The sequence below is a fragment of the Sorangium sp. So ce302 genome (genome assembly GCF_051530145.1).
Taxonomy (GTDB): domain Bacteria; phylum Myxococcota_A; class Polyangia; order Polyangiales; family Polyangiaceae; genus Sorangium; species Sorangium cellulosum_B.
In genome coordinates this window covers 12020738-12044190 of sequence record NZ_CP150326.1, presented here as the reverse complement: position 1 = coordinate 12044190, position 23453 = coordinate 12020738, and the positions used below count along the sequence as shown (strand labels likewise).

The window sequence follows — 23453 nt, the reverse complement described above, 5'->3', positions numbered from 1 at the left end:
GGGGACGCGCGCGCGATCGGGCGCACCTCCGGCGGCGGCGGCGCGGCGGCGCGGCGGGCCTCTCGCCGGTCGCGCGCGCCGCCGCGACCGCGCTCGCTGTGCTCTGCCTCGCCACGCGTGGCCGTCCGCGTTGGCCTTTATGTTTGCAGGCCGCGCACTTCTGGTAGGGTAGGGCCTGTATCCTTCGCCATGGCCTCCCCGGCGCGAGTCCTCGTTGTCGATGACAGCCCGACCATCCTGAAGGTCGTCAGCGCCATCCTCGCTCGCAATGGGTTCGACCCGACCGTGGCGCGCGACGGGCTCGCGGGGATCGAGCTGGTCAAGAAGGGGCCGAAATACGACCTCGTCCTCCTCGATTTCGTGATGCCGAGGATGAACGGCTACGCCTTCTGCCGGGAGCTCCGCTCGAACCCGTCGCACCGCAACGTGCCCGTGGTCCTGATGAGCGCCAAGGGCGACAAGCTCAGGGGGCAGTTCGTCCAGCAGACCGGCGCCGTCGACGCGATCACCAAGCCGTTCGACGCGCGCGCGCTGGTCGCGGTGATCGAGGGCGCGCTCTCGAAGGCGGCGGAGGGGCGCGCGCGGCCCGTGCCCGAGGGCGCGAAGATGCCCGACGAGGACACGATCGCCGAGAGCGTGCGGCCGAGCCTCCTCGCCAGGAACATGCGCCAGCGCACCGGCGCGGAGTTCGCGCAGCAGCTGTCGACGGTGATGACGCCGGCGATCATGAGCCTCTCGCCCGAGGCGCGGACCAACGAGGCCGCGGTGATGCAGGCGGTCGCCCGCGTGATGACGAGCGAGGTCGTCTCCAAGCTGACCCTGACGCTCCGCGACCTCGACGATACGCCCGCGGACGCGAAGGAGGTGATGAGCGGCGACGTCTCGGCGATCCCGCTCGCCGAGATCCTCCAGCTGCTCCAGATGCAGCGGCAGACGGGCGTGCTCCGGGTGACCACGAACCGCGCGTCGGTCACGATCTCGCTCCGCCAGGGGCTCATCGATCTGGTGCAGGCGCGCAACTCGTCGGACGAGTTCAAGCTGGGCCGCTACTTCATCGAGCGCGGGCTCCTGACGCGGGAGCGGCTCGAGGCGCTGCTCCGCGCGAAGCGGCCGCACGCCCTGCTCGGCCAGGTGCTCGTGGAGGCCGGCGTCGCGACGAACGACGACCTCATCGCCGTGCTGGAGCGGCAGTCGAGCGAGCTCATCTACGAGGTGCTGCGCTGGCCCTACGGTCGCTTCTCGTTCACGCGCGAGCCGTTCCGCCCCGAGGTCGAGCAGGCGCACCTCGGCCTCCCGGTGTCCGCGCTGGTCCTCGAGGGGTTCCGGCGCGTCGACGAGTGGCGGCTCATGGAGGGGACGATCAACTTCGACCAGGTGGTGGTCGTCGACCAGGTCGCGCTCGACGGCGTGGGCTCCGGCAAGCTGACGCGCATCGAGCAGCTCGTGCTCGGCGCGGTCAACGGCTCGCGCACGGTGAACGAGGTGATCAAGGAGAGCGCGGTCGGCTCGTTCGACGCGATCAAGACGATCTACCAGTTCCTCCAGTCGCGGGTGCTGAGGACCAGGGCGGCCTGAGCGCCGCGGCCGCGAGGGCCACGCGGTCCCGCGTGAGGCCCGCGTGAGGCCGCGACGGCGCGATGACCACCCACGCGCTGCTCGCCGCAGCGGCGCGCTCGAGCGCGGCCCGCATCACCCGCGGGTCGTCTGTTTGTGTTCGCGTGTTCGCGTGTTCGCGTGTTCGCGTGTTCGCGTGTTCGCGTGTTCGCGTGTTCGCGTGTTCGCGGTGCTCAGGCCGCCGCACGACGGGCGTAGCGCTGAGCGTTCTCGCGGCGGAGAGGGCGGGATTCGAACCCGCGGATCAGTTTCCCGATCGCACGCTTAGCAAGCGTGTGCCTTCAGCCACTCGGCCACCTCTCCTGGTACCCAGGATGGTCCACCCGCCCCGTGCTCAGCGCAGGAGCAGCGCGGACCTCGATGCATGACGATAGAAAGAACGCTGGCTCGTCCGACGCTCGGCGCGGCGGCGAGGGAGCGGCAACATACCAAAGAGGTTGTCGCCGTGCACAAAAGATCGTGCAGGGGGATGCCGGTAGCGACGGATCCCGACGGGGCGGGACGGACGGCCCGGGAAGCGAGCTGTCAGGCTCGTCCTTTGGCGCTCGGATCGGCCGATCACCGTCGGGCGAACGGGGAGCGCAGAACGCGCCGGGACAGCTCCGGTCGCCAGGACCGCGCGTCCGTCATTGCGGCACCACGTAGGCCAGGGCCAGCAACACGGCGCCGAGCGCCGCGCAGACCCCCCACGCGCGGGCCGCGCTGCGGGCCAGGAAGGCGAAGCACATCGCCGCGAGCCAGAGCGGTACCACGAGCGAAAAGCCGAGCGCGGACCGCGTGTCCTCGGCGAGCGGCGCGAATCGCGCGAGGCACACGCTCGCCAGGACGGCGAGCGGGAGAGTCCCGATCAGCGCCGCGAGCACGCGCAGCGCGGAGTCGAGGCGGGCGAGGCGGCGGCTAGCCATGGCGCGCTCCGAGGAGCGAGAGCGCGGCGATGGCCGGCGGACACAGGAGGGCGAGGCCCCAGACGGCGCGCGGCCAGACCGGCGCGAGCAGGACGAACGCGCTCGCGGCGCAAAGGAGCGCCGCGAAGGGGACGAGGAACGCCGCGACGCCGGCCTCGGCCCGGCTCCACAGCCACACCGAGAGCGAGAAGAAGGCGGCGGCCAGGACCCGGGCCGAGGCGCGCGATTCGCGCCTCGCGCGCAGCCGCGCCGCGACGCCGAACGGCAGGCGCTCCGGCCGCGCCCCGTGGAGCAACGCGAAGGCGAGATACGCCGAGAGGACCGACGCGGTCTCAACCATGGGACGCCGTCTGCCGCCTGGCCACGAGCCCTGCCCCGCCGTGGGCCAACGAAGGCTGCGGCGCATGGCGCGTCACCAGCAGCCGCGCCGCAGGTCGCGAGGTCGCCCGGCGAAGCGCCCACGCAGAGGCGCAGAGCGCCGCGGCCGTGAGCAGGAGCGCGACATCGACGGCGACGACGGCTCCGAGCTTCGGCCCCGCGCCGAAGAGCCCCGCCCCCGACCAGCGCGTCGCGAGCGCGGGGACCGGCAGCAGCAAGAGCCCCGCGAGCCCGAGCTGGCGCGACCAGAGGCGCCCGCCATCACGCGCGGCGAGCGCCCAGGCGATGCAGAGCACGAGCACCCCCAGGAACGTCAGCTCCTCGGCCGTCGCGCGCGCGCCCCAGTCGAGCGGGAACGCCCGGCTCACCAGGAAGAGCGCCGCTGTCGCGACGACGGTCCCAGCGCCGAAGCCCACGGTGAGCCGCGCGAGGAGGCGGTTGCCGAGGCGCTCTTGCCGCGCCTCCCGTCGAGCGAGCCAGATCCAGTTGCCGGTGAGGATCGTCGCGCACGTCGCCAGGGCGAGCACGAAGAACAGGATGCGAAGCGTGGTGCCGCCGAAATCGGCGTAGTGGAGGCCATAGATCCAGCGAAACACGTCGCTGCGCGCGCCCTCGGCGCCCGGCGCGTCGAGCGAGAGGACCGCTCCGTCGATCGCCCGCAGCCGCATGCGCACGCTGCCACGCGTGAACGGGACGCCCTCGAGCGAGCCGCGGATATCGACGGTCCCGCTGTCGAGACCGAGGTGCCAGATACGCAATCTCTCGGGCACGAGCCGGGGCTCCGCGGCGCGCGCGCGGGCCATGAGCTCGTCCAGCGTCAGGCCACGAGCGGGTGTCCCCTGCGCCGGCTCGTCCGCGAAGGACGCCCCCCAGGCGGAGAGGTCCGCCCGCGCGGCGTCGCCGCCGAACACGGGGCCCGTGAACACCCCGACGAGCACCCCCAGGAACACGATGAAGGCGCCGGAGTACGCGTACAGGAGCTGAAACGGAAGGCCTATCACGCCAAGCACCTTGTGCATATCCGACCACAGGACACGGCGCGTCTTGTCCGGCCGGAACTGATGAAACTGCCGGACGATGTCCTTCAGGTGGATGAGCACGCCGGTCGCCAGCGCGAGCAGGAGCGCGACGCACAGGAGACCGGCCACATAGAACAGCCACACTCCGGTCGCTCGGTGCCAGAGGTAGTGCAGGTCGTAGAGGAAGTCGGACAGCCGCTCTCGCTCGGGCACGAGCCCCTCGTGGACCCACGCCGTGACCGCCTCGCCCTGCGAGAAGTAGAGTAGCCGCGCGGCGCCCAGCCCACCTTCCGGCACGTCGAACCAGAGCTGCTCCGGCGTCGTCCCCGCAGCGGCGAGCCCCTCATCGAGCGTGGCCTGGAGCCCTACCTGCTCGACGGAGGAGCGCTGCTGGGTCAGGGGCTCCTCCCACACCGCGAGCTGCCTGCGGAAGAGCGTGATCCCCCCCGACAGGAACATCACGTAGAGCAAGAGCCCACCTATCACGCCTGCCCATGCGTGCACGCTCCAGAAGGTCGTGAAGGCATGGCGGGAGAGCTTCTTGGCCATCGCGAGTCACCCTGTTCCCTCGCGCGGAGCGCCGCGCGCCGCGCGAGATTATCTCACCTTCGCCAGCCCGTGCAGGTATCCCGGCGTCTTCAGGCCGAGCTTCGGGCCGCCCTCGGCCGTGAGCTCGATCAGCGTGCTCTCCGTGGAGCCGCTCCCCTCATCGATCGTGAAGACCCGGCCGTCGACCTCGAAGAAGGAGACGTTCGCGGGCGAGGGGGCCAGCTCCCCGACCGCCGTGGCCTCGTTGGTCGCGGTGTCCCACCGCCACCAGTGCCACGCCGGCTGGCTCGTGACTCCTGACGTCTTGGTCTCCTCCTCGATCGTGGCGAGCTCCGGTTCGAACACCCGGAGGAAGAGGCTGTCCCCGCCCGCAGGGATGGGATCGCCCGCGATCGCGCCGTCCGAAAGCTCGCTCAGGAGCAGATGGAAGTCCGGGTCGAAGGCGTCCGCGTCCTTCAGGATGCGCAGCGCGCAGGGCTCGGACTCCAGGCGCTCGAGGTGATAGGCCGCCCCCGCCAGCGCCGAGCTCACGAAGTAGGCGTCGCCGGAGGCCGTCTCGATGGGCTGCGTGATCCCGCCGCACCGGTCGTCGACGTCGAACCGCACGACGGTGTCCGTCTCGGTGTCGATCGCGATGAGCCCGGTCTCCGGAAGAATGGTGTCGGTCGTCTTCCAGTCGAACCACCCCACCGAGATGAGCAGCGTCTTGCCGCGCAGAACAGACCCGTATCCGTACAGCGCCAGGTAGCCCTCGCGGTGCGTGTCCGGCAGCGGGATCGTCCCTTCTACCTCCATCGTCGTGGGGTTCCACACGACGATCTGCTCGCCCGCGCGATCCGGATGATAGACCTTCGTCGACGAGATGAGGTAATTCGTAGGCCAGAGGGACTGCACGCCGAAGGGCTGGAAGCTGATCGAGTCTCCCTTGACCAGCTTGTTGGAACCATCGAGCGTGTAACGCGAGATCGTCGGCGCCTCGGCCTCACCGATGCCGAACCAGCCCAGCCCCTCGAACGCGAACAGCCGTGCCGATCCGGGGATCTCGAGCGCCTGGGACGGGTCGACCTCCGTGCCTGGCTCGATCGACGGCAGCACGTGAAAGTAAGAGTTGGTCGCGGTGTCGTCCCAGACGCGCGTGGCGACGATGAACGCGTCGCCGCCGTCCTGCCCGCCGCCGCCGCCGCCCTGCCCGCCGCCACCGCCGCCCTGCCCGGCGCCGCCCTGCCCGCTGCTGCCGCTGTGATCGACGGGGTTCGACGTCTCGTCGTCGCCGCAGCCGCTGCCGAGCACGCCGGTCAGGAGCACGAGCACGAAGGCCGTCGCGCTCGTTCGGATCGATGACCGCTGCTTCCGCTGAATCACACTCATCCGTGTCTCCTTCTGTCGTGCGAGCGAAAGGGCTCACCTCGACATCGTCGTCATCACATCTCCAGCGTCGCCTTGGAGAACAGCGTCCGCCCGGGTCGCTGGATACCGTAGAAATCGAAGGCCCGCTCGTTGGTGAGGTTGTGAGCCTCGATGGTGAAGCTCACCGTGCGCGGCTCGTCGCGCGCGACGTAGGTGAGCGCGAGCGAGTGCAGGAGCTGCGAATCCACCTTGGCCTTGGACTCGGGCTGCCCCCAGTTCTCGAAGCCGAGGTAGAACCCGTGCACGTAGCGCGTATCCCAGGTGAGCGAGATCGCGTCGCGCGGCGCGACGACCTCCTGGAGCTGCACGCGCGCCGAGCCGTTGGCGAAGAGCCACGGCCGGTTCGGCAGCCGTTGGCCCTCGGAGCCAGCGAAGTTCCCTTCGTCGGACACCTTGCGAAAATCGTCATAGGTGATGTTGCCGTCGAGGGCGAGGTGCTCCCCCGGCGACGTCCAGCCGGCGGCGGCCTCGACGCCCAGCGACCGTGCCCCCGAGACGTGGATGTACTGGATCGATTCCGTGCGGTTGTTCAGCACGATGAGCCGCTCGACCGCGCGGACGAACCCGTTCGCGTCGAGCCGCCACGCGCCCCACGCGGTGTCGCGCGCGTCGATCGTGAAGCCGAGGTTCCCGTTGTGGCTCGTCTCGGGCTTGAGCGCGAGGTTGGAAACGATCATCATCCCGTCGCCGAACACCTCGACGGGCCGCGGGAGCCGCGTCGTCCACTCGTACGACGCCTTGGCGTAGAGCCATTCGGAGAAGCGATAGCGGAGGCCATCGCCGACGCCGAGGCGGTGGGTGTCGCGCTCCCGCTGGTCGAAGTACCCGTGCAGCCCCGGGAGGCGCCCCGTCATGCGGAGAAGCTGCACGTAGTCCTTCACGAAGGAGCTGTTCTCCAGGCGATCGTCGAGCAGGTTGAGCTGATGCTCGACGCCGAGCACCAAGGTGAACAGGCTGTGCGCGCCCCTGAGCTGCTCGCGGGCATCATTGTCCAGCCTGCGCTCTTCTGCCGTGCGCGTGATGAACGTCGGAGACACGGAGAGCTGCAGCGCGTGCTCCGGGTGGGGCCGATAGCGGAGGTTCAGGCGGCCGAGACCGCTGTGCTCCAGGAACACCCGATCCCGGGGGGACGTCTCGTCCTCGCCTGGATTGGGGCGCTTGCTGCGGCAGCGACCGAACCAGTCGTAGTTGCACTCGCTGACATCGAGGAAGGCGGCGCGCCCGTACGTGTACCCGACGAGCGCTTCGAGGGCGACGCCGCGGCCGAGCCCTTGCTCGTACTGGAGCGTCGCGCCCGGCGCGGTCTCGCCGTTCGTGACCTCGCCATAGGGCGTCTCCATGACGCCGAATTTGTGCTGATGCTCCTTGTCGTAATCGGTGACGTAGGCGCGCAGGAGCAGGCGCCGCGCCCAGGGCCGATTGACGAAGCCGACCTCGGCGCTGGCGCCCGCCGCCCGGTAGGCGTCGTGGAATCGGCGGACGCGGGTGAGCTCGGAGTCCCTGCGCCCGGTCTTGAAGTCCACCACATGGACATCCACCGGATAGTCGTTCTTCGCGTAATCGAAGAAGCCGCTCACGCGGGTGAAGAAGCCGCTCGGCTCGTGCAGGTGCCGCGCCGAGAGCGTGAGCCGGTGGGTGTCGTAGGAGCCGAGCTCGTACGACGCCGCGCCATGGGTGCCGCGGACGTCTCGATCCGTGACCAGGTTGACGGCCCCGCCCAGCGCGTCGGCGCCGAAGCGCACCGGGACCACGCCGCGGTAGATCTCGACGCGCTCGACCAGGTTCACAGGCACGTTCGAGACGCCGAACGGGTACCCCGCGAGATCGAGCGGCACGCCGTCGATGAAGAAGCGTATCTGTTCGTCCGTGAGGCCGTTCAGCGAGAAGCGCGCCCAGGAGCCGAGCCCCGCGCTCTTCCGCACGCCGACGCCCTGGGTGCGGGCGAGCACCTCGCCCATGTCCGCGGTCCTCCGCTGCGCCTCCTCGGTCTCGATGACCGTGACCGCCTGCGCGGATTGCCGGAGGCGCTCGGCCATCGCGGCGCCGCGCACGGTCACCTCGGCGGGCGCTGCGCTGTTCGCCGGGTCGGACCCCGTGGCCGGCGGGGGAGCCGCGTTGTTCGCCGGGTCGGACCCCGTGGCCGGCGGGGGAGCTGCCTTGTTCGCCGGGTCGGGCCCCTTCGCCGGCGAGGGAATGGTCGCCGCCGCGCCCGTGGCCGCGACCCCGCTTCCCCCCGTCGCCGAGGGGGAGGGCTCGGCTTTCGGCTCCTCGGGGAGCCGGAACGCGTAGCTGTAGAGGATCCGTGCAGCGACCGGCGTGCCGTCCCGGCGCGCCGGCGTGAAGCGGGACCGGAGCACCGCCGCGCGGGCGACCTCGTCGAAGCCGTCGCCCAGCGGGCTCGTGACCTCGGCCTCGGTCACGCGCCCCGCCGCGTCGATCAGGAGCTTCAGCACGACCGTGCCCTCCCGTCGTGCCGCTCGGGCCGCCTGCGGGTACTCGGCCTCGGCGAGCTCGAGGAGCTGCGGCGGCTCGATGCGGGGGCCCCCTCCGCCGGGCGGTGAGCGATCGAGGCCCGGCGAGCCAGCGACGGGCGCGCTCACGGTCGGCTCCCGGTCCCCCGCGGCGCGCTCGGGCATGCCTTCGTCCTGCGCGTGCGCTGGTGCCTGCAGGCCAAGCAGCAGGAAGGTCAACACGCCTGCAAGCGGGCCTCGAAGCGCGAGAACACCTCGCGCCACCGCGTCCATCTTGAACCCGGCCCGCGGCTCGGGACGCGGCGGTTGGGGAACCGAACTGACAAACATGTCCGGAACTTCCGGTACCCAAGATGAAAACAGAATTCAATTTCATTCGTCGATGGGTCGCATCGTTCAGAACCCAAGATTCCAGCTGTAATGGATTGTCCGCGCGCCTCTGAACCGTGGCCTGGTCCCTCCGAGAGTGGACCGGGAGCACCTCGCTGACCGGACCGCCCCCCTCCCCGTCCGGCCACGCCCCGCCAGGCCTCCCTCAGCGCCCCCAGACCCCATCCCGCCGCTCCGCTCGCCCTCGTCGCGCATCCTCGCGGACCAGTGTCGGTTTTTGCCTTGACAGCAATCGGATCTGTATTCCATAGAACCGCCGTTCAGAAGTTGATCATCATTTTCATTTTCAACATTGCAACGTCGCATCGACAGGCGGGTGACGCGGTCGCCGAAGGAACTGTCCGGCGCTTTCGCTCACAACGCTTTGCGTCATCAAGCTCGGAGCCCAGAGCCTGGTGAGCGGGACCTCTTTTTGTCGGGCTTTCTTCGTCGGGAGCTGAGGTGGCGATGGAGTCGAACCGATCCGCTGGGCGTGCGATCAGCGATCGCGGCGCAAACGAGCCTGTGACGCTGGTCGCGCTGCTCCGGCGTCGCGCGGAGCAGCGCCCGTCAGGGCACGCAACCACCTTCCTGGTCGACGGGGAGGCGGACGCCCGCGCGATGACGTACGGCGAGCTCGATCGGCGGGCGCGCGCGCTCGCGGCGGAGCTCCAGGCCGACGCGCGGGCGGGTGACCGCGCGCTCCTCCTGGTGCCGCCGGGGCTCGACTTCATCGCCGCTTTCTTCGGCTGCCTCTACGCGGGGCTCGTCGCGGTGCCCGTCCCGCTGCCGCAGCGCAAGAGCGGGCTGATGCGCGTGCTGGCCATCGTGCGCGACTGCCGGCCGAGCGTCGTGCTCACCACCGAGGCGTTCCTGGGCGCGGTGACGATGCTCCGCGACGACCCGAGCTTCGCCGAGCTGAGCCACCTGCGCTGCATGGCCGTCGACACGATCCGGGACGGCCAGGAAGACGCGTGGCGAGCGCCGCGCGTGACCGCCGAGACCGTGGCGTTCCTCCAGTACACGTCGGGCTCGACCGGGACGCCCAAGGGCGTGGTGCTCACGCACGGCAACCTGCTGCGCAACGAGCTCATGATCCAGCGCGCGTTCGCGCACACCGCGGAGAGCGTGATCGTCGGGTGGCTGCCGCCGCACCACGACATGGGGCTCATCGGCAACATCCTCCAGCCGCTCTACGTGGGCGTGCCGTGCATCCAGCTCGCGCCCGAGCACTTCCTGATGAGGCCGCGGCGCTGGCTGGAGGCGATCTCGCGCTACCGGGCCACGACGAGCGGCGGGCCGAACTTCGCCTACGAGCTGTGCATCCGCAAGATCCCCCCGGAGCAGCGGGAAGGGCTCGATCTCGGCTCATGGAAGGTGGCCTTCAACGGGGCCGAGCCGATCCGGGCGGCGACGCTCGACCGCTTCGCCGAGGCGTTCGCGCCCGCGGGGTTCCGGCGCGAAGCGTTCTATCCCTGCTACGGGCTGGCCGAGGCGACGCTGCTCGTGACCGGCGGAGCGGCCGACGCGCCGCCCGTCGTGCGCGCCGTCGACCGCGCGGGTCTAGCCCAGGGACACGCGGTGTTCGAGCCGCGCAGGCCAGAGGACGGTGTCGCCCTCGTGGGCTGCGGGGGATCACCCGCAGGCGACGAGGTGCGGATCGTCGATCCAGAGACGCTCAGGCCCTGCAAGGACGAGCGCGTCGGGGAGATCTGGGTCGCCGGAGCGAGCGTGGCCCAGGGCTACTGGGAGCGGCCGGAGGAGACGGCGCTGACGTTCGAGGCCCGGCTCTCCACGGGAGAAGGGCCGTTCCTGCGGACCGGCGATCTCGGGTTCTCCTCGCGCGGCGAGCTGTATGTGACGGGCCGGCTCAAGGATCTGATCATCGTCCGCGGGCGCAACATTTACCCGCAGGACATCGAGCTCACGTCGGAGGAGAGCCACCCGGGCCTCCGCGCCGGCGGCGGCGCGGCGTTCTCGGTGGACGTCGACGGCGAGGAGCGGATCGTCATCGTCCAGGAGCTCGGGCGGCGCGCGCCCGCGTCGGAGCCGGCGGAGCTCGGGGCGGCGATCGAGCGCGCCGTGGCCGACCGACACGAGGTCGCGGTCCACGCGGTCGTGCTCATCAAGCCGGGGAACCTGCCGCGGACCACGAGCGGCAAGGTGCAGCGGAGGGCGTGCCGCGCCCGGTTCCTGGACGGCTCCCTGGACGCCGTGTGGCAGTCGACGCGCGTCGACCGCGCGCCGCGCGCGGAGGCCGAGAGCGCGGAGCCGCCGCAAACGGCGCTGGAGAGCGCGCTGGCAGGCATCTGGGCCGAGGTGCTGGGGCGCGGGCGGGTCGGCCGCAGCGAGGAGTTCCTGAGCCTGGGCGGCGATTCGCTGCGGGCCATGCAGGTGAGCGGCCGGGTGAGCGAGGCGCTGGGCGTCGACGTGGGACCGGCGCAGCTCTTCGAGTCGACGACGGTCGCGGCGCTCGCGGCCTGGATCGAGGCGAGGCAGGCCGGCGCGTCGACGGACGGATCGACGGGCAGACCCGCGGCGCTCGCGCCGGTGGAGCGGCCGGAGCGGCTGCCGCTGTCCCTCGTGCAGGAGCGCCTCTGGTTCCTGGAGCAACTGGTCGCGGGGGCGCCGGTCTATCACATCGCGGCGGCCGTGCGGCTCGCCGGGGCCCTCGACGCGGGGGCGCTCGAGAAGGCGGTGACAGAGCTCGCGGCCCGCCACGAGGCCCTTCGCACGAGCTTTCCCTCCGTCGAAGGGAGGCCCGTCCAGCGGATCACACAGCCCGCGCCGGTCGCGCTGCCGCTGGAGGACATGAGCGCTCTTGCAGAGGAAGCGCGGGAGTCCGCCCTGCAAGCGCGCCTGCGCGAGGAGGCGCGGCGCGCGTTCGACCTCGCCGAGGCGCCGCCCGTGCGCTGGACGCTCCTCCGCACGGGCGAGCGAGAGCACGTGCTCTCGGTCACCTGCCATCACCTCATCGCGGACGGCTGGTCGATGAACGTGCTCCTGCGGGAGCTCTCGCTGCTCTACGGCGCCTTCGCCGCGGGGCGGCCCCCGGCGCTCGCGCCGCTCGCGCTGCAGCAGGCGGATCACGCGCTGTGGCAGCGCCAGAACGAACAGGCGGCAGCGCGCGAACGGGAGCTCTCGTACTGGCGCGACCGGCTGAAGGGGCCCGTGCCTCCCCTCGAGCTCCCCACCGATCGGCCGCGGCCCGCGGTCCAGACCTACGCGGGGGCGCGCGAGGAGCTCGCGCTGCCGCCGGAGCTCGTGGCGCGGCTGAGCGCGCTCGGGCGGCGGACGGGCGCCACGCTGTTCACGATCGTGGCGGCGGGGCTCTTCTCGCTGCTGCACCGGTACACGGGCCAGAGCGATGTGTGCATCGGGACGCCGGTGACCGCGCGGCCGCGGGCGGCGCTGGAGGGCGTCGTCGGGTGCCTGCTCAACACCCTGGCGCTGCGCGTCGATCTCTCGGGGAATCCGAGCGTCACCGAGCTCCTCGCCCGCGTCCGCGCGGCGGTCCTCGAGGGGCAGGCCCACCAGGAGGTGCCGTTCGAGCGCGTCCTCGAGGCGCTGTCCCTCGAGCGGAACCTCAGCCACACGCCCCTGTTCAACGTGATGATCGCCATGGATCCCGCGCCCGAGCAGGCGCCGGAGATCCCCGGCCTGTCGATCGGCGCGCAGCGGGTGGACACGGGCACGGCCCAGTTCGATCTGGCGCTCAACCTGGTCCCCGACGGCCAGGGAGCGCGCGGCGCCTGGGAATACAACACCGATCTCTTCGACGGCGCGACGGTCGCGCGGATGACACGGCACCTCCTCGCCCTCCTCGAGGGCTTCGTCGCCACTCCGGAGATCCGGCTGGCCGATCTGCCGATGATGGATGCGGCCGAACGAAGGCAGGTCCTCGTCGGCTGGAACGCGACCGAGCGCGCGACTCCGGACGAGCGGCGCGTCCACGAGCTCTTCGAGGCGCAGGTGGAGCGGGCGCCGGACGCCGCGGCGGTGATCTTCGATGAGGAGCGGCTGAGCTATCGAGAGCTCAACGAGCGCGCCAACCAGGTGGCTCACGCGCTCAGGAAGCGCGGCGTGGGGCCGGACGTGCTCGTGGCCATCGCGGCAGAGCGCTCCGTCGAGCTCGTCGTCGGGCTGCTCGGCATCCTCAAGGCCGGCGGCGCCTACGTGCCGATCGACCCGGAGTATCCCGCGGACCGCATCGCGTTCATGCTCGAGGACGCGGGAGCGCCGGTCCTGCTGAGCCAGCGGTCCGTGGCGTCGCGCCTGCCGGCGCACGGCGCCCAGGTACTGTGCCTGGACGCGGATCGCGCCGAGATCGACAGGGAGCCGACTGGCAACCTCGCGACCCCGCTGTCGCCGGACAACCTCGCTTATACGATCTACACCTCCGGCTCGACCGGTCGACCCAAGGGCGCCGGCAACAGCCACCGGGGCCTGCTCAACCGCCTGCAATGGATGCAGGAGCGCTACGGCCTCACCCGGGATGACCGGGTGTTGCAGAAGACGCCCTTCAGCTTCGATGTCTCGGTCTGGGAGTTCTTCTGGCCCTTGATCACCGGCGCTGGCCTCGTCGTCGCCAGGCCCGGCGACCACCGCGACGGCGAGCGGCTCGTCGAGCTGATCACGCGGAACGACGTCACCACGCTGCACTTCGTCCCGCCCATGCTCCAGGCCTTTCTGGAGACGCCGGGCGCGGCGTCGTGCCGGTCGCTGCGCCGGATCATCTGCAGCGGCGAGGCGCTGCCGGCGGAGCTCGCGCGGCGGTGCTTCGAGCGGCTCGAGCAGGCAGAGCTGCACAACCTCTATGGCCCGACCGAGGCCTCGATCGATGTGACGTCCTGGGCCTGCGAGCGAGGGGACACCTCCGCCTCGGTGCCCATCGGGTACCCCATCGCCAACACCCAGATCTACCTGCTCGACCGCCACGGCCAGCCCGTGCCCGCGGGCGTCGCCGGCGAGCTCCACATCGGCGGCATCGGCCTCGCCCGCGGCTATCACCGTCGGCCCGCCCTCACGGCGGAGCGCTTCGTGCCCGATCCGTTCGGCTCCGCCCCGGGAGGGCGCCTGTACAGGACTGGCGATCTGGCGCGCCACAGGCCCGACGGAGCCATCGAGTTCCTCGGCCGCCTCGACTTCCAGGTCAAGATCCGCGGCCTGCGCGTCGAGCTCGGTGAGATCGAGGCCCGCCTGCTCCAGCACCCCGGCGTCGGCGAGGCCGTCGTCCTCGCCCGCGACGAGGCCCACGGCGGAAAGCGCCTCGTCGCCTACGTCGCCGGCCGCGACGGCGCGGCGCTGGAGCCCGAAGCGCTGCGCGCCTGGCTCGCCGAGGCGCTCCCAGCCTACATGGTGCCAGCGCCCATCCTCGTGCTCGACCGCATGCCGCTGTCGCCCAACGGCAAGGTCGACCGCCGCGCCCTGCCCGCGCCCGAGCAGCTCGACGCGCCCGCCAGGGCCGTGACGCCGCCGCGAACCGACCTGGAGCGCACCATCGCGGCGCTCTGGCGAGAGGTGCTGTCGGTCCCGCAGGTCGGCATTCACGACAACTTCTTCGATCTGGGCGGACACTCGCTCTTGCTGGCCAAGGTCCACAGCCGGCTGCGCGACACGGTGGACCGTGATCTGCGGCTGCTGGTCCTGTTCCAGCACCCCACCATCGCCTCGCTCGCGGCGGCGTTGAGCCGGGATCCCAGCGCCAAGACGACGCCGCCGGGCGGAGCGCCGGAGGGCGAGCGGGCGAGAGCCGCCCAGCAGCGACGCGGAGAGATCTTCGCGCGTCGGCGCGGCGGACTGGAGACCAAGAAATGACCACACCGACCAGCGGCGAGCCCCGCCCGGGCCTGGACATCGCGATCATCGGCATGGCCGGGCGCTTCCCTGGCGCGCCGGACGTGGCGACGTTCTGGCGAAACCTCTGCGCGGGCGTCGAGTCCGTCTCGATCCTCACCGACGAGGAGCTCCGCGGCGCGGGCGTCGACCCCGCGCTGATCGCGCGGCCCGAGTACGTGCGGGCGCGCGCGGTGCTCGACGACATCGAGATGTTCGACGCGGAGCTCTTCGGGTTCACGCCGCGCGAGGCCGCGGCGCTGGATCCGCAGCACCGGCTGTTCCTGGAGTGCGCGTGGGAGGCGTTCGAGAGCGCCGGGATCGACCCCGAGCGCGCGGGCGGCCCGGTCGGCGTGTACGCCGGATCGAGCCTGAGCGGGTACCTGGCCCACCTCTTCCCCGACGGGCCGCGCCTGCAATCGGCGGCGGACGTCGCGGCGCTCCTCGCGCTCGACAAGGACTTCCTCACGACCCGCGTGTCGTACAAGCTGAACCTGGAAGGGCCGAGCATCGCCGTGCAGACGGCGTGCTCCACGTCGCTCGTCGCCGTGCACCTGGCCTGCCAGGGGCTCCTCGGCGGCGAGTGCGATCTGGCGCTGGCGGGCGGCGCCTCCGTCAGCGTCCCGCAGAAGAGCGGTTACCTCTACCAGGAAGGCGCGATCGCGTCGCCCGACGGGCACTGCCGCGCGTTCGACGCAGGCGCCCGCGGCACCGTCGGCGGCAGCGGCGTCGGCGTGGTCCTCCTGAAGCGGCTCGACGACGCCATCGCAGATCGGGACGCGATCATCGCGGTCATCAAGGGATCGGCCATCAACAACGACGGCCGGGCCAAGGTCGGGTACACGGCGCCGCGCGTCGACGGCCAGGCGCGCGCGATCCGCGCGGCGCACGCGGCCGCGGGCGTGGACGCGGACTCCATCACGTACGTGGAGGCGCACGGCACCGGGACGCCGCTCGGCGATCCGATCGAGATCGCCGCGCTGACCCAGGTCTTCCGCGCGACGACCGACCGGAAGGGCTTCTGCGCGATCGGCTCGGTGAAGACCAACGTCGGGCACCTGGACGCGGCCGCAGGGGTCACCGGGCTGATCAAGGCGGCGCTCGCCGTGGCCCACGGGAACATCCCGCCGAGCCTGCACTTCCGCGCGCCGAACCCCGCGCTCGACCTCGAGAACAGCCCTTTCTGCGTGGCCGCCGAGCTCGCGGCGTGGTCGACCCCCGGCGCGCCGCGCCGCGCCGGCGTGAGCTCCTTCGGCATCGGCGGCACGAACGCGCACGTCGTCCTCGAGGAGGCGCCGCCCCCGCCGGAGGCGGACCCGCCCAGGCCGTGCGAGCTGCTCGTGCTGTCGGCCCGGTCGAGCGCGTCGCTCGAGCGCCTGACCGACGCGCTCGCGGAGCACCTGGAGACCCACGGCGATCTCGAGCTCGGCGACGTGGCGCACACGCAGCAGCTCGGGCGCCGGGCGTTCGGCCACCGCCGCGCCGTGGTGTGCCGCTCGCGGGAGGAGGCAGCGCGCGCGCTGCGCGATCGCAGCGACGCGGTGCGCACCGGCGGGCCCGCGGCCGGGCCGCGGCCGGTCGCGTTCCTGTTCCCCGGGCAGGGTACCCAGCGGCCCAACATGGGACGCGATCTCTACGAGACCGAGCCCGTGTTCCGGGCCGAGGTCGACGCCTGCGCTGCGCTGCTCCAGCGCCACCTGGGCACGGACCTCCGGGCGCTGCTGTTCCCGGCGCCCGCGGACGTCGAGGACGCGGCGAGGCGGCTCGACCGGACGTCGATGACGCAGCCGGCGCTGTTCGTCGTGGAGTACGCGCTCGCCCGGCTGTGGATGGCCTGGGGCGTGACGCCCGACGCGATGCTCGGGCACAGCGTGGGCGAGTACGTGGCCGCCTGCATCGCGGGGTGCCTGTCGCTCGAGGACGCCGTGGCGCTGGTGGCGGCGCGGGGGCGGCTGATGGAGGCGACGCCGGACGGGGCGATGCTCGCGGTGTCCGCGGCCGAGGCGGACGTCGCGGGCTGGCTCGGCGACGAGGTCGCGCTGGCCGCCGTCAACGGGCCGCGGCAGTGCGTGCTGTCCGGAAGGGCGGCGGCGATCCAGCGGGTCGAGCAGGAGCTCGCGGGCCGGGGGATCGAGGCGCGCCGGCTGCGCACGGCGCGCGCCTTCCACTCGCACCTGATGGACGGCGCCCTCGCGGCGTTCCGTGAGGCGGTGGGCAGGGTCACGCTGCGCACGCCGCGCATCCCGTGGATCTCGAACGTCACCGGGAACTGGATCACCGCGGCCGAGGCGCAGGACCCCGCATACTGGGTCCAGCACCTCCGAAGCACGGTCCGCTTCGCCGATGGTGTGCGGGCCCTGCGGGAGCAGTCGGAGCGGATCTTTCTGGAGGTCGGGCCGGGGCAGACGCTCACGGCGCTGAGCCGGCAGCTCGCGGCGGAGTCGCTGGCGCTCGCGTCGATGCCCATGGGGCGCGAGCCTGCACACCAGGGCGCGGCGGGGGCGGCGCTGCTCGACGCGGTCGGACAGGTCTGGGCGGCCGGCGCTGCGGTGGACTGGGCAGGCCTGCAGGCGGGGCGACGCCGGCGGCGCGTCGCGCTGCCGGCGACCCCGTTCGAGCGAAAGCGGTACTGGCTGGAGCGGCCCGAGGGGAGGGGGGCGACCTCAACCTCGGTCGGTTCGACCTCAACCTCGGTCGGCTCGACCTCAACCTCGGTCGGCTCGACCACCTCGGTCGGCTCGACCTCAACCTCGGTCGGCTCGACCTCAACCTCGGTCGGTTCGACCTCAACCTCGGTCGGTTCGACCTCAACCTCGGTCGGTTCGACCTCAACCTCGGTCGGTTCGACCTCAACCTCGGTGCGGGCGCCGTCCGATCTGGATGGAATTTTCTACGTCCCATCGTGGAAGCGCTCCCCCCTGGAACCGCTCGCACCCGCGGCGGACGCCGACGAGGCGCACTGGCTCGTCTTCACGGACGAGGAAGCGATCGGCCACCGGCTCGTGGAGCGGCTCGAGCGCGCCGGCCGGCGGGTCACCCGTGTCCGGAGCGGCGAGCGCTTCGAGCGCATCGCGGAGCGCTCCTTCACGCTCCGCCTGGACCAGCCCGAGGACTACGCCGCGCTCATCCGCGACCTCGGCGCAAGCGCGGGGCCGCCCACGCGCGTCGTGCACGCCTTCAGCCTCGGCGATCGGCGCGGCCACCACGACGCCACACGAGAGACGCAGCTCGACCCGGACGCGTTCCGCGAAGCGCAGCGCCGCGGCTCGGCCACCCTGCTCTGGCTGGCACGGGCGCTGGGCCAGCAGCCCGGCGGCGCCCACCTCGTCGCCCTCGCCAGCGGCCTGCACGACCTGACCGGCCGGGAATCCCTGCGCCCCGAGCACGCCCCGCTCCTCGGCGTCTGCAGGAGCGTCCCGCTGGAGTACCCCCACGTGCGCTGCCGCGTGATCGACCTCGAGGCCCCCGTCCCGGACACCTCCGAGGCCGATCGCCTCGTCGAGCGGATCCTCGCGGAGGCGCGCTCCGACGCCGCCGACACCGTCGTCGCCTACCGCGGCCACCACCGCTGGGCGCCCGCCGTCGAGCCGGTCGCGCTGAGGCCAGCCCAGGCGGCGCCCCCCTTGCTGCGAGAGCGCGGCGTCTACCTCATCACGGGCGGGCTGGGAGGCATCGGCCTCTGGCTCGCGGACCACCTCGCCCGCACGACGCGCGCGCGGCTCCTCCTCACGGGTCGCTCGGCCCCGACCGACGAGCAACGCGCGCGGCTCCTCGCGCTCGAGCAGGCCGGCGCCGAGGTGGTCGCGCTGCGCGCCGACGTCGCCGACGCCTCGCAGATGCGCGCCGCCGCGCGCGAGGCGATCGACCGGTTCGGCGCCCTGCACGGCGTGATCCACGCGGCCGGGGTCGCCGCCGGCGGGCTCATCGACCGGCTGACCGCGGACACGCTGGACGCGGAGCTCAGCCCCAAGGCGCTCGGCGCGCTGGCGATCGACGAGATCGCCCGCGCCCTGAAGCCGGATTTCGTCCTGCTCTGCTCCTCGATCACCGCGCTGAGCGGCGGCCTCGCCCACGCAGGCTACGCGGCCGCCAACGCGTTCCTCGACGCGTACGCGCAGGCCTGCGCGCGCAGGGCCGGGCCGTACACGGTCTCCGTCAACCTCGATCGGTGGCGCAACGTCGGCATGGCGGCCCGCGCCGAGGCGCGCCTCCTCGCCCTCGGGATCGACGACGTGATCCGCGACGGGATGAGCCCGGAAGAAGGCCTCCAGGTCTTCCACCGCGTCCTGAGCCAGGCGGCGCTGCCGCAGGTGATCGTCTCGGTACGCCCGCTCCACGGCCTGCCCAGCGACGACGAGGGCGCCGCCCTGGCGCGGCGGCTCGGCGCTGCGGCAGGCCGCAGCCACGAGCCGCCCCGGCGCGCCGAGGCAGCGGCCGCCAGCGCAGCCGAGGGCCTGTCGCCCGAGGCGATCACAGCGCAGGTGACCGCGATCTGGGCGCGGGCGTTCGGCATCGATCCCATCGATCCCAGGAAGGACTTCTTCGCCCTCGGCGGCGAGTCGCTCCTCGCCCTGCAGATCCTCAACCGCGTCCGCGAGGCGTTCCAGGTGGAGGTGCCGCTCCGCGAGTTCTTCGAGCGGCCGACCGTGGCCGCGCTCGCGGAGCGCATCCACGAGGCGCGCGGCCAGGCGCCCGCGGGCACGAGCCCCGAGCCGGCGCTGGTCGCGCTTCCGCGGACCGCGCGGCGGCTCCCCGGCGCCGGAGGCCCGAAGGCGCCGGCGCGCCCGGACGGCGAGCCGGTCCCCGCGAAGGAACCGAAGGAGGACGGGCGATGAGCGTGCTCGGCTTCCTCGTGCGCCGCGACCTCCGGCGCCTCCTGCTCGCCATCGCCGCCGGCGCGATCAGCGGGCTCGCGGGCGCCGGCATCATCGCGCTCGTCCAGGAGGCGCTCTCCGCGGACGGCCGCCCCGCCGCGCGGCTCGCGTGGGCGTTCGCGGCGCTCGCCGTCCTCGGCGTGCTGAGCAAGGCCGTCTCCCAGGTGCTCCTGACCCGGCTGGGACAAGCCATGATCGCAGAGCTGCGCATGCAGCTCGGCAAGCGCATCCTCGAGGCGCCGCTGCGCCGCATCGAGCAGATCGGCCCCCACCGGCTCCTGGCGGCGCTCAACGACGATCCGGCCGTCATCACGCAGGCGTACGTCTTCCTGCCCCTCCTCTGCGTCAACGTGGCCACCGTCCTCGGCTGCCTGGCCTACATCGGGCGGCTCTCGTGGTCGGCGCTGGCGATCGTGCTCGGCGCCATGGCGCTCGGCGCCGTGCTCTTCCGGGCGCACAACGGGCGCGCGATCCGCTCTTTCACGCGCGCCCGCGAGACGAGCGACGCCCTGTTCCAGCACTTCCGCGCGCTCACGGGCGGGATCAAGGAGCTCAAGATGCACGGCGGGCGCGGGCGGGCGTTCATGGAAGGCGCCCTCGGCACGAGCCTCGCGACGTACCAGCGGGACTTCGTGGCGGGCACGACCGAGTTCTCCGTCGCGATCGGCTGGGGCACGCTGCTCTTCTACGCGATCCTCGGGCTGACGCTCTTCGCCCTCCCGGCCTGGGCAGGGCTGACGCCGCCGGCGATGTCGGGCGTGGTGCTGGCGATGCTGTTCCTGCTGACGCCGTTCGCGCAGACGGTCGAGCTCCTGCCCGCGGTCGGGCGCGCCAGCGTCGCGCTCTCGAAGGCGAACGCGCTCGGCCTCTCGCTGACGCCGGAGCTCACGGGCGCCGCGCCACAGCCGCCGCGCAGCGGCGCGGAGGGCGCGCCCGCGGCGTGGAAGCGCCTCGAGCTGGCCGGCGTCACGCACCGCTATTACCGGGAGAAGGAAGACGGGAGCTTCCAGCTCGGGCCCATCGATCTGACCTTCCGGCCCGGCGAGATCGTGTACCTCGTCGGCGGCAACGGCAGCGGCAAGACGACGCTGTCTCTCCTGCTCCTCGGGCTCTACGCGCCGGAGTCCGGCGAGATACGGCTCGACGGCGTGCCCATCGACGACGCGGGTCGAGAGCGGTACCGGCAGCTCTTCTCGGTCGTCTTCGCGGAATACCACCTCTTCGAGAGGCTGCTCGGCCTCGGCGGCCCCGACCTCGACGAGCGCGCCCGCCGCTACCTCGAGCGGCTGCAGCTGGATCACCGGGTGCGCGTCGAGGAGGGCGCCCTCCGCGTGACCGGGCTGTCGCAGGGGCAGCGCAAGCGCCTCGCCCTGCTCACCGCCTACCTCGAGGACCGGCCGTTCTACGTCTTCGACGAGTGGGCCTCCGACCAGGACCCGCAGTTCCGGAAGATCTTCTACACGGAGCTCCTGCCCGAGCTCCGGGCGAGGGGGAAGACCGCCCTCGTCATCACGCACGACGACCAGTACTTCGCGCTCGCGGATCGCTGCCTGCGGCTCGACTTCGGCCGCCTGACCGAGCTGCCCGCGGCCCCCGCCGGGGACGGCGAGGAGCCGCGAGCGGCGCGGGAGGCGCACGCGATATGAGGCGCAGCGTTCGCTCACTCCTCCTCTCGGCGCTCGCGTCGCTGGCGATCGCCGGCTGCGCGGAGAAGACCCAGGGCACCGCCCTCGCCCCGGCGCCGCGCGCCGGCGACGCAGCGACGTTGGCCGGCCTGGAGCGCGCGGTGACGGTCACGTCCGATCGCCTGGGGATCCCCGCGATCCGCGCCGCCTCGCGGGAGGACGCCCTCCGGGCCCTCGGCGTCATCACGGCGCGCGACCGGCTGTTCCAGATGGACCTGCTCCGGCGGAGCAGCGGAGGACGGCTCGCGGAGGTCCTCGGGCGCGATCTGCTGGAGGCCGATACCCGGCAGCGGCTCTACGGCCTCCCGCGGGCCGCGGCGGCGATCCTCTCGCGCCTGCCGGAGAGCCAGCGCGCCGCGCTCGACGCGTACGCCGACGGCGTCAACGCGGTTCTCCGGAGCGCGGAGGCGCTGCCGATCGAGTTCCAGAAGCTGGGCTATCGGCCCGAGCCGTGGCGCCCCGAGGACAGCGTCCTCGTGGTGCTGGGGATGTTCAACGCCCTGAGCGTCACCGAGGACATCGAGCGGACGCAAACGGTCCTGACACAGCGCCTCCCCGAGGGCGTGATGTCCTTCCTGATCGAGAGCATCGACCCGTACACGAAGGCGCTGCTCGGCGCGCAGGACGCCGCCTCTCCGCCGCTGCCGGCCGAGGAGCTGCGAGCGCTGGTGGCGCAGAGCCGGAAGGAGCGCCCGCAGCGCGAGCGCGTGCTCAGCGAGGACGCCGGCGAGGCGCCGGTCGGCTCGAACGGCTGGGCGGTGGCCGGCCAGAGGACGCGGGACGGCCGCGCCATCCTCGCCAACGACATGCACCTCGAGCTCGGCGTCCCCAACATCTGGTATCGCGCGGAGCTCCGCTATGGCGAGCGCGAGGTCGCGGGCGTGGTGCTGCCCGGCCTGCCCTTGGTCATCGTGGGAACGAACCGCCATGTCGCCTGGGGGATGACCAACCTCCACGGCGACGTGATGGATCTCGTCCGGCTCGACACCCGCCCCGAGCGCCCGGACGAGTACCTGACGCCCTCCGGGTGGAAGCGGTTCGACGTCGCGCAGGAGACGATCAAGGTCCGCGGCGAGCCCGACGCGACCATCGCGGTGCGCAGCACGATCTGGGGGCCCGTCGCGCCGAGGCCGCTCCTCGGAGCGCCGGTCGCGGTCCGCTGGACAGCGCTCGATCCGGAGGGGGTCGACCTCGGGCTCCTCGAGATGGATCGGGTCCGGAGCGTCGACGAGGCGGTCGCCGTGCTCCGCGCCGCCGGCGGGCCCGGGTGCAATGTCCTCCTGGCCGATCGAGGCGGCCGCGTGGCGTGGACGGTGACAGGGCGCATGCCCCGGCGCCGCGGGTTCGACGGCTCGGTCAGCGTCTCCTGGGCGGACGGGCGCGCCGGCTGGGATGGCTACCTGGCCCCCGCCGCGCTGCCGCGCATCGTCGATCCGCCGTCGGGGTTCATCGTCAATGCCAACCACCGCATGCCGATCGGCGAGGGCGCGCCGGTGCTCGGCCACGACTACGCGAACGGCTACCGCGCCTACCGCATCACCGAGCGCCTGCGCGAGGCGCGCCCGGTCACCGAGGCGGACCTGTTCCAGCTGCAGCTCGATACGCAGGCCGAGTTCTTCGGCTTCTACCGCGACCTCGCGCTGCGCGTGCTCACCGAAGAGGCCGTGTCGAGGCGGCCAGCGCTCGCCGAGGCGCGGCGCGCGGCGGCCGCGTGGGACGGCCGCGCGGACGTGTCCGGCGTCGGGCTGCCGCTCCTGGTGCGGTTCCGGCGCGTCCTGGCCGACGACGTGTTCGCCGCGTGGCTCGGCGGCAGCCGCGCCGCAGAGCCGGGCCTCACGCTGGCGCTGCCCGACATCGACACGCCCCTCCAGCGCGCCCTCGACGCGCGATCGGCCGATCTGGTGCCGGCGCCGGCGGGCGGCTGGGACGCGTTCGTCCTCGCGGCGCTGGAGAAGGCCATGATCGCGGTGAAGCAGGAGCACGGCGGACGGCCCCTCGACCAGCTCGAGTGGGGCGCGGTGAGCCGGGTGCGGATCGCGCACCCGCTCGGCGCGAGCCCGGAGCTCGCCGCGCGCCTCAACATGCCGGACGAGCCGCTCCCGGGGTGCGGCTTCTGCGTGCGCCTCGCCACCCGCTCGGTCGGCGCGAGCGAGCGGCTCGTCGTCTCGCCCGGCCACGAGCAGGACGGCATCCTGCACATGCCGGCCGGCCAGTCAGGCGACCCGCTGTCGCCCCACTACCGCGATCAGCAGCGCGCCTGGGTCGACGGGCGCCCGCTGCCGCTCCTGGCAGGGCCGGCCGTACACACGCTCACGCTCGTTCCCGAGCGCCGCTGACGTCATCACCA

At 72.6% G+C, this 23453-nt stretch carries 10 protein-coding genes and 1 tRNA gene; 5 read left to right on the top strand and 6 right to left on the bottom strand.

Annotated elements, in window-relative coordinates; all coding sequences use genetic code 11:
• The first annotated feature begins 189 nt into the window (after positions 1-189).
• Positions 190-1575, top strand: a complete 1386-nt coding sequence (locus WME73_RS45530; protein ID WP_437742537.1) for a DUF4388 domain-containing protein — start codon at positions 190-192, stop codon at positions 1573-1575.
• A 255-nt stretch (positions 1576-1830) separates the two neighbouring features.
• On the opposite strand, the gene WME73_RS45525 is transcribed toward WME73_RS45530, so the two are convergent.
• From WME73_RS45525 to mxcH, 6 genes are all read right to left on the bottom strand, one after another.
• Positions 1831-1917, bottom strand: a tRNA-Ser gene (locus WME73_RS45525).
• A 323-nt stretch (positions 1918-2240) separates the two neighbouring features.
• Complete coding sequence (locus tag WME73_RS45520) at positions 2241-2519, bottom strand: hypothetical protein (protein WP_437913640.1); 279 nt, start codon at positions 2517-2519, stop codon at positions 2241-2243.
• Positions 2512-2859, bottom strand: coding sequence for a hypothetical protein (locus WME73_RS45515; protein ID WP_437913639.1), 348 nt, complete (start codon positions 2857-2859; stop codon positions 2512-2514). The genes WME73_RS45520 and WME73_RS45515 overlap by 8 nt, the downstream gene beginning before the upstream one ends.
• A complete protein-coding gene (locus WME73_RS45510; protein WP_437913638.1) occupies positions 2852-4465 on the bottom strand; it encodes a PepSY-associated TM helix domain-containing protein in 1614 nt (537 codons plus the stop codon). The genes WME73_RS45515 and WME73_RS45510 overlap by 8 nt, the downstream gene beginning before the upstream one ends.
• Positions 4466-4513: 48 nt before the next feature.
• Entirely contained in the window at positions 4514-5833 is a 1320-nt protein-coding gene (locus tag WME73_RS45505) for a hypothetical protein (protein WP_437913637.1), read from the bottom strand.
• A 53-nt stretch (positions 5834-5886) separates the two neighbouring features.
• Positions 5887-8565 carry a TonB-dependent siderophore myxochelin receptor MxcH gene (gene mxcH / locus WME73_RS45500; RefSeq protein ID WP_437913636.1) on the bottom strand — a complete coding sequence of 893 codons (2679 nt, stop codon included), beginning with the start codon at positions 8563-8565 and terminating at the stop codon, positions 5887-5889.
• Positions 8566-9180: 615 nt separating this feature from the next.
• Between mxcH and WME73_RS45495 the strand changes: the two genes are divergently transcribed.
• The 4 genes from WME73_RS45495 to WME73_RS45480 are packed head-to-tail and all read left to right on the top strand — an operon-like array spanning position 9181 to position 23442.
• The gene (locus tag WME73_RS45495; protein ID WP_437913635.1) at positions 9181-14529 is read left to right on the top strand and encodes an amino acid adenylation domain-containing protein; all 5349 of its coding nucleotides are present in this window, start codon (positions 9181-9183) and stop codon (positions 14527-14529) included.
• Positions 14526-19382, top strand: coding sequence for a type I polyketide synthase (locus WME73_RS45490; RefSeq protein WP_437913634.1), 4857 nt, complete (start codon positions 14526-14528; stop codon positions 19380-19382). Before WME73_RS45495 ends, WME73_RS45490 begins: the two co-directional genes overlap by 4 nt.
• Entirely contained in the window at positions 19379-21067 is a 1689-nt protein-coding gene (locus WME73_RS45485) for a cyclic peptide export ABC transporter (RefSeq protein ID WP_437913633.1), read from the top strand. Before WME73_RS45490 ends, WME73_RS45485 begins: the two co-directional genes overlap by 4 nt.
• Positions 21064-23442, top strand: coding sequence for a penicillin acylase family protein (locus tag WME73_RS45480; protein ID WP_437913632.1), 2379 nt, complete (start codon positions 21064-21066; stop codon positions 23440-23442). The genes WME73_RS45485 and WME73_RS45480 overlap by 4 nt, the downstream gene beginning before the upstream one ends.
• Positions 23443-23453 lie beyond the last annotated feature (11 nt).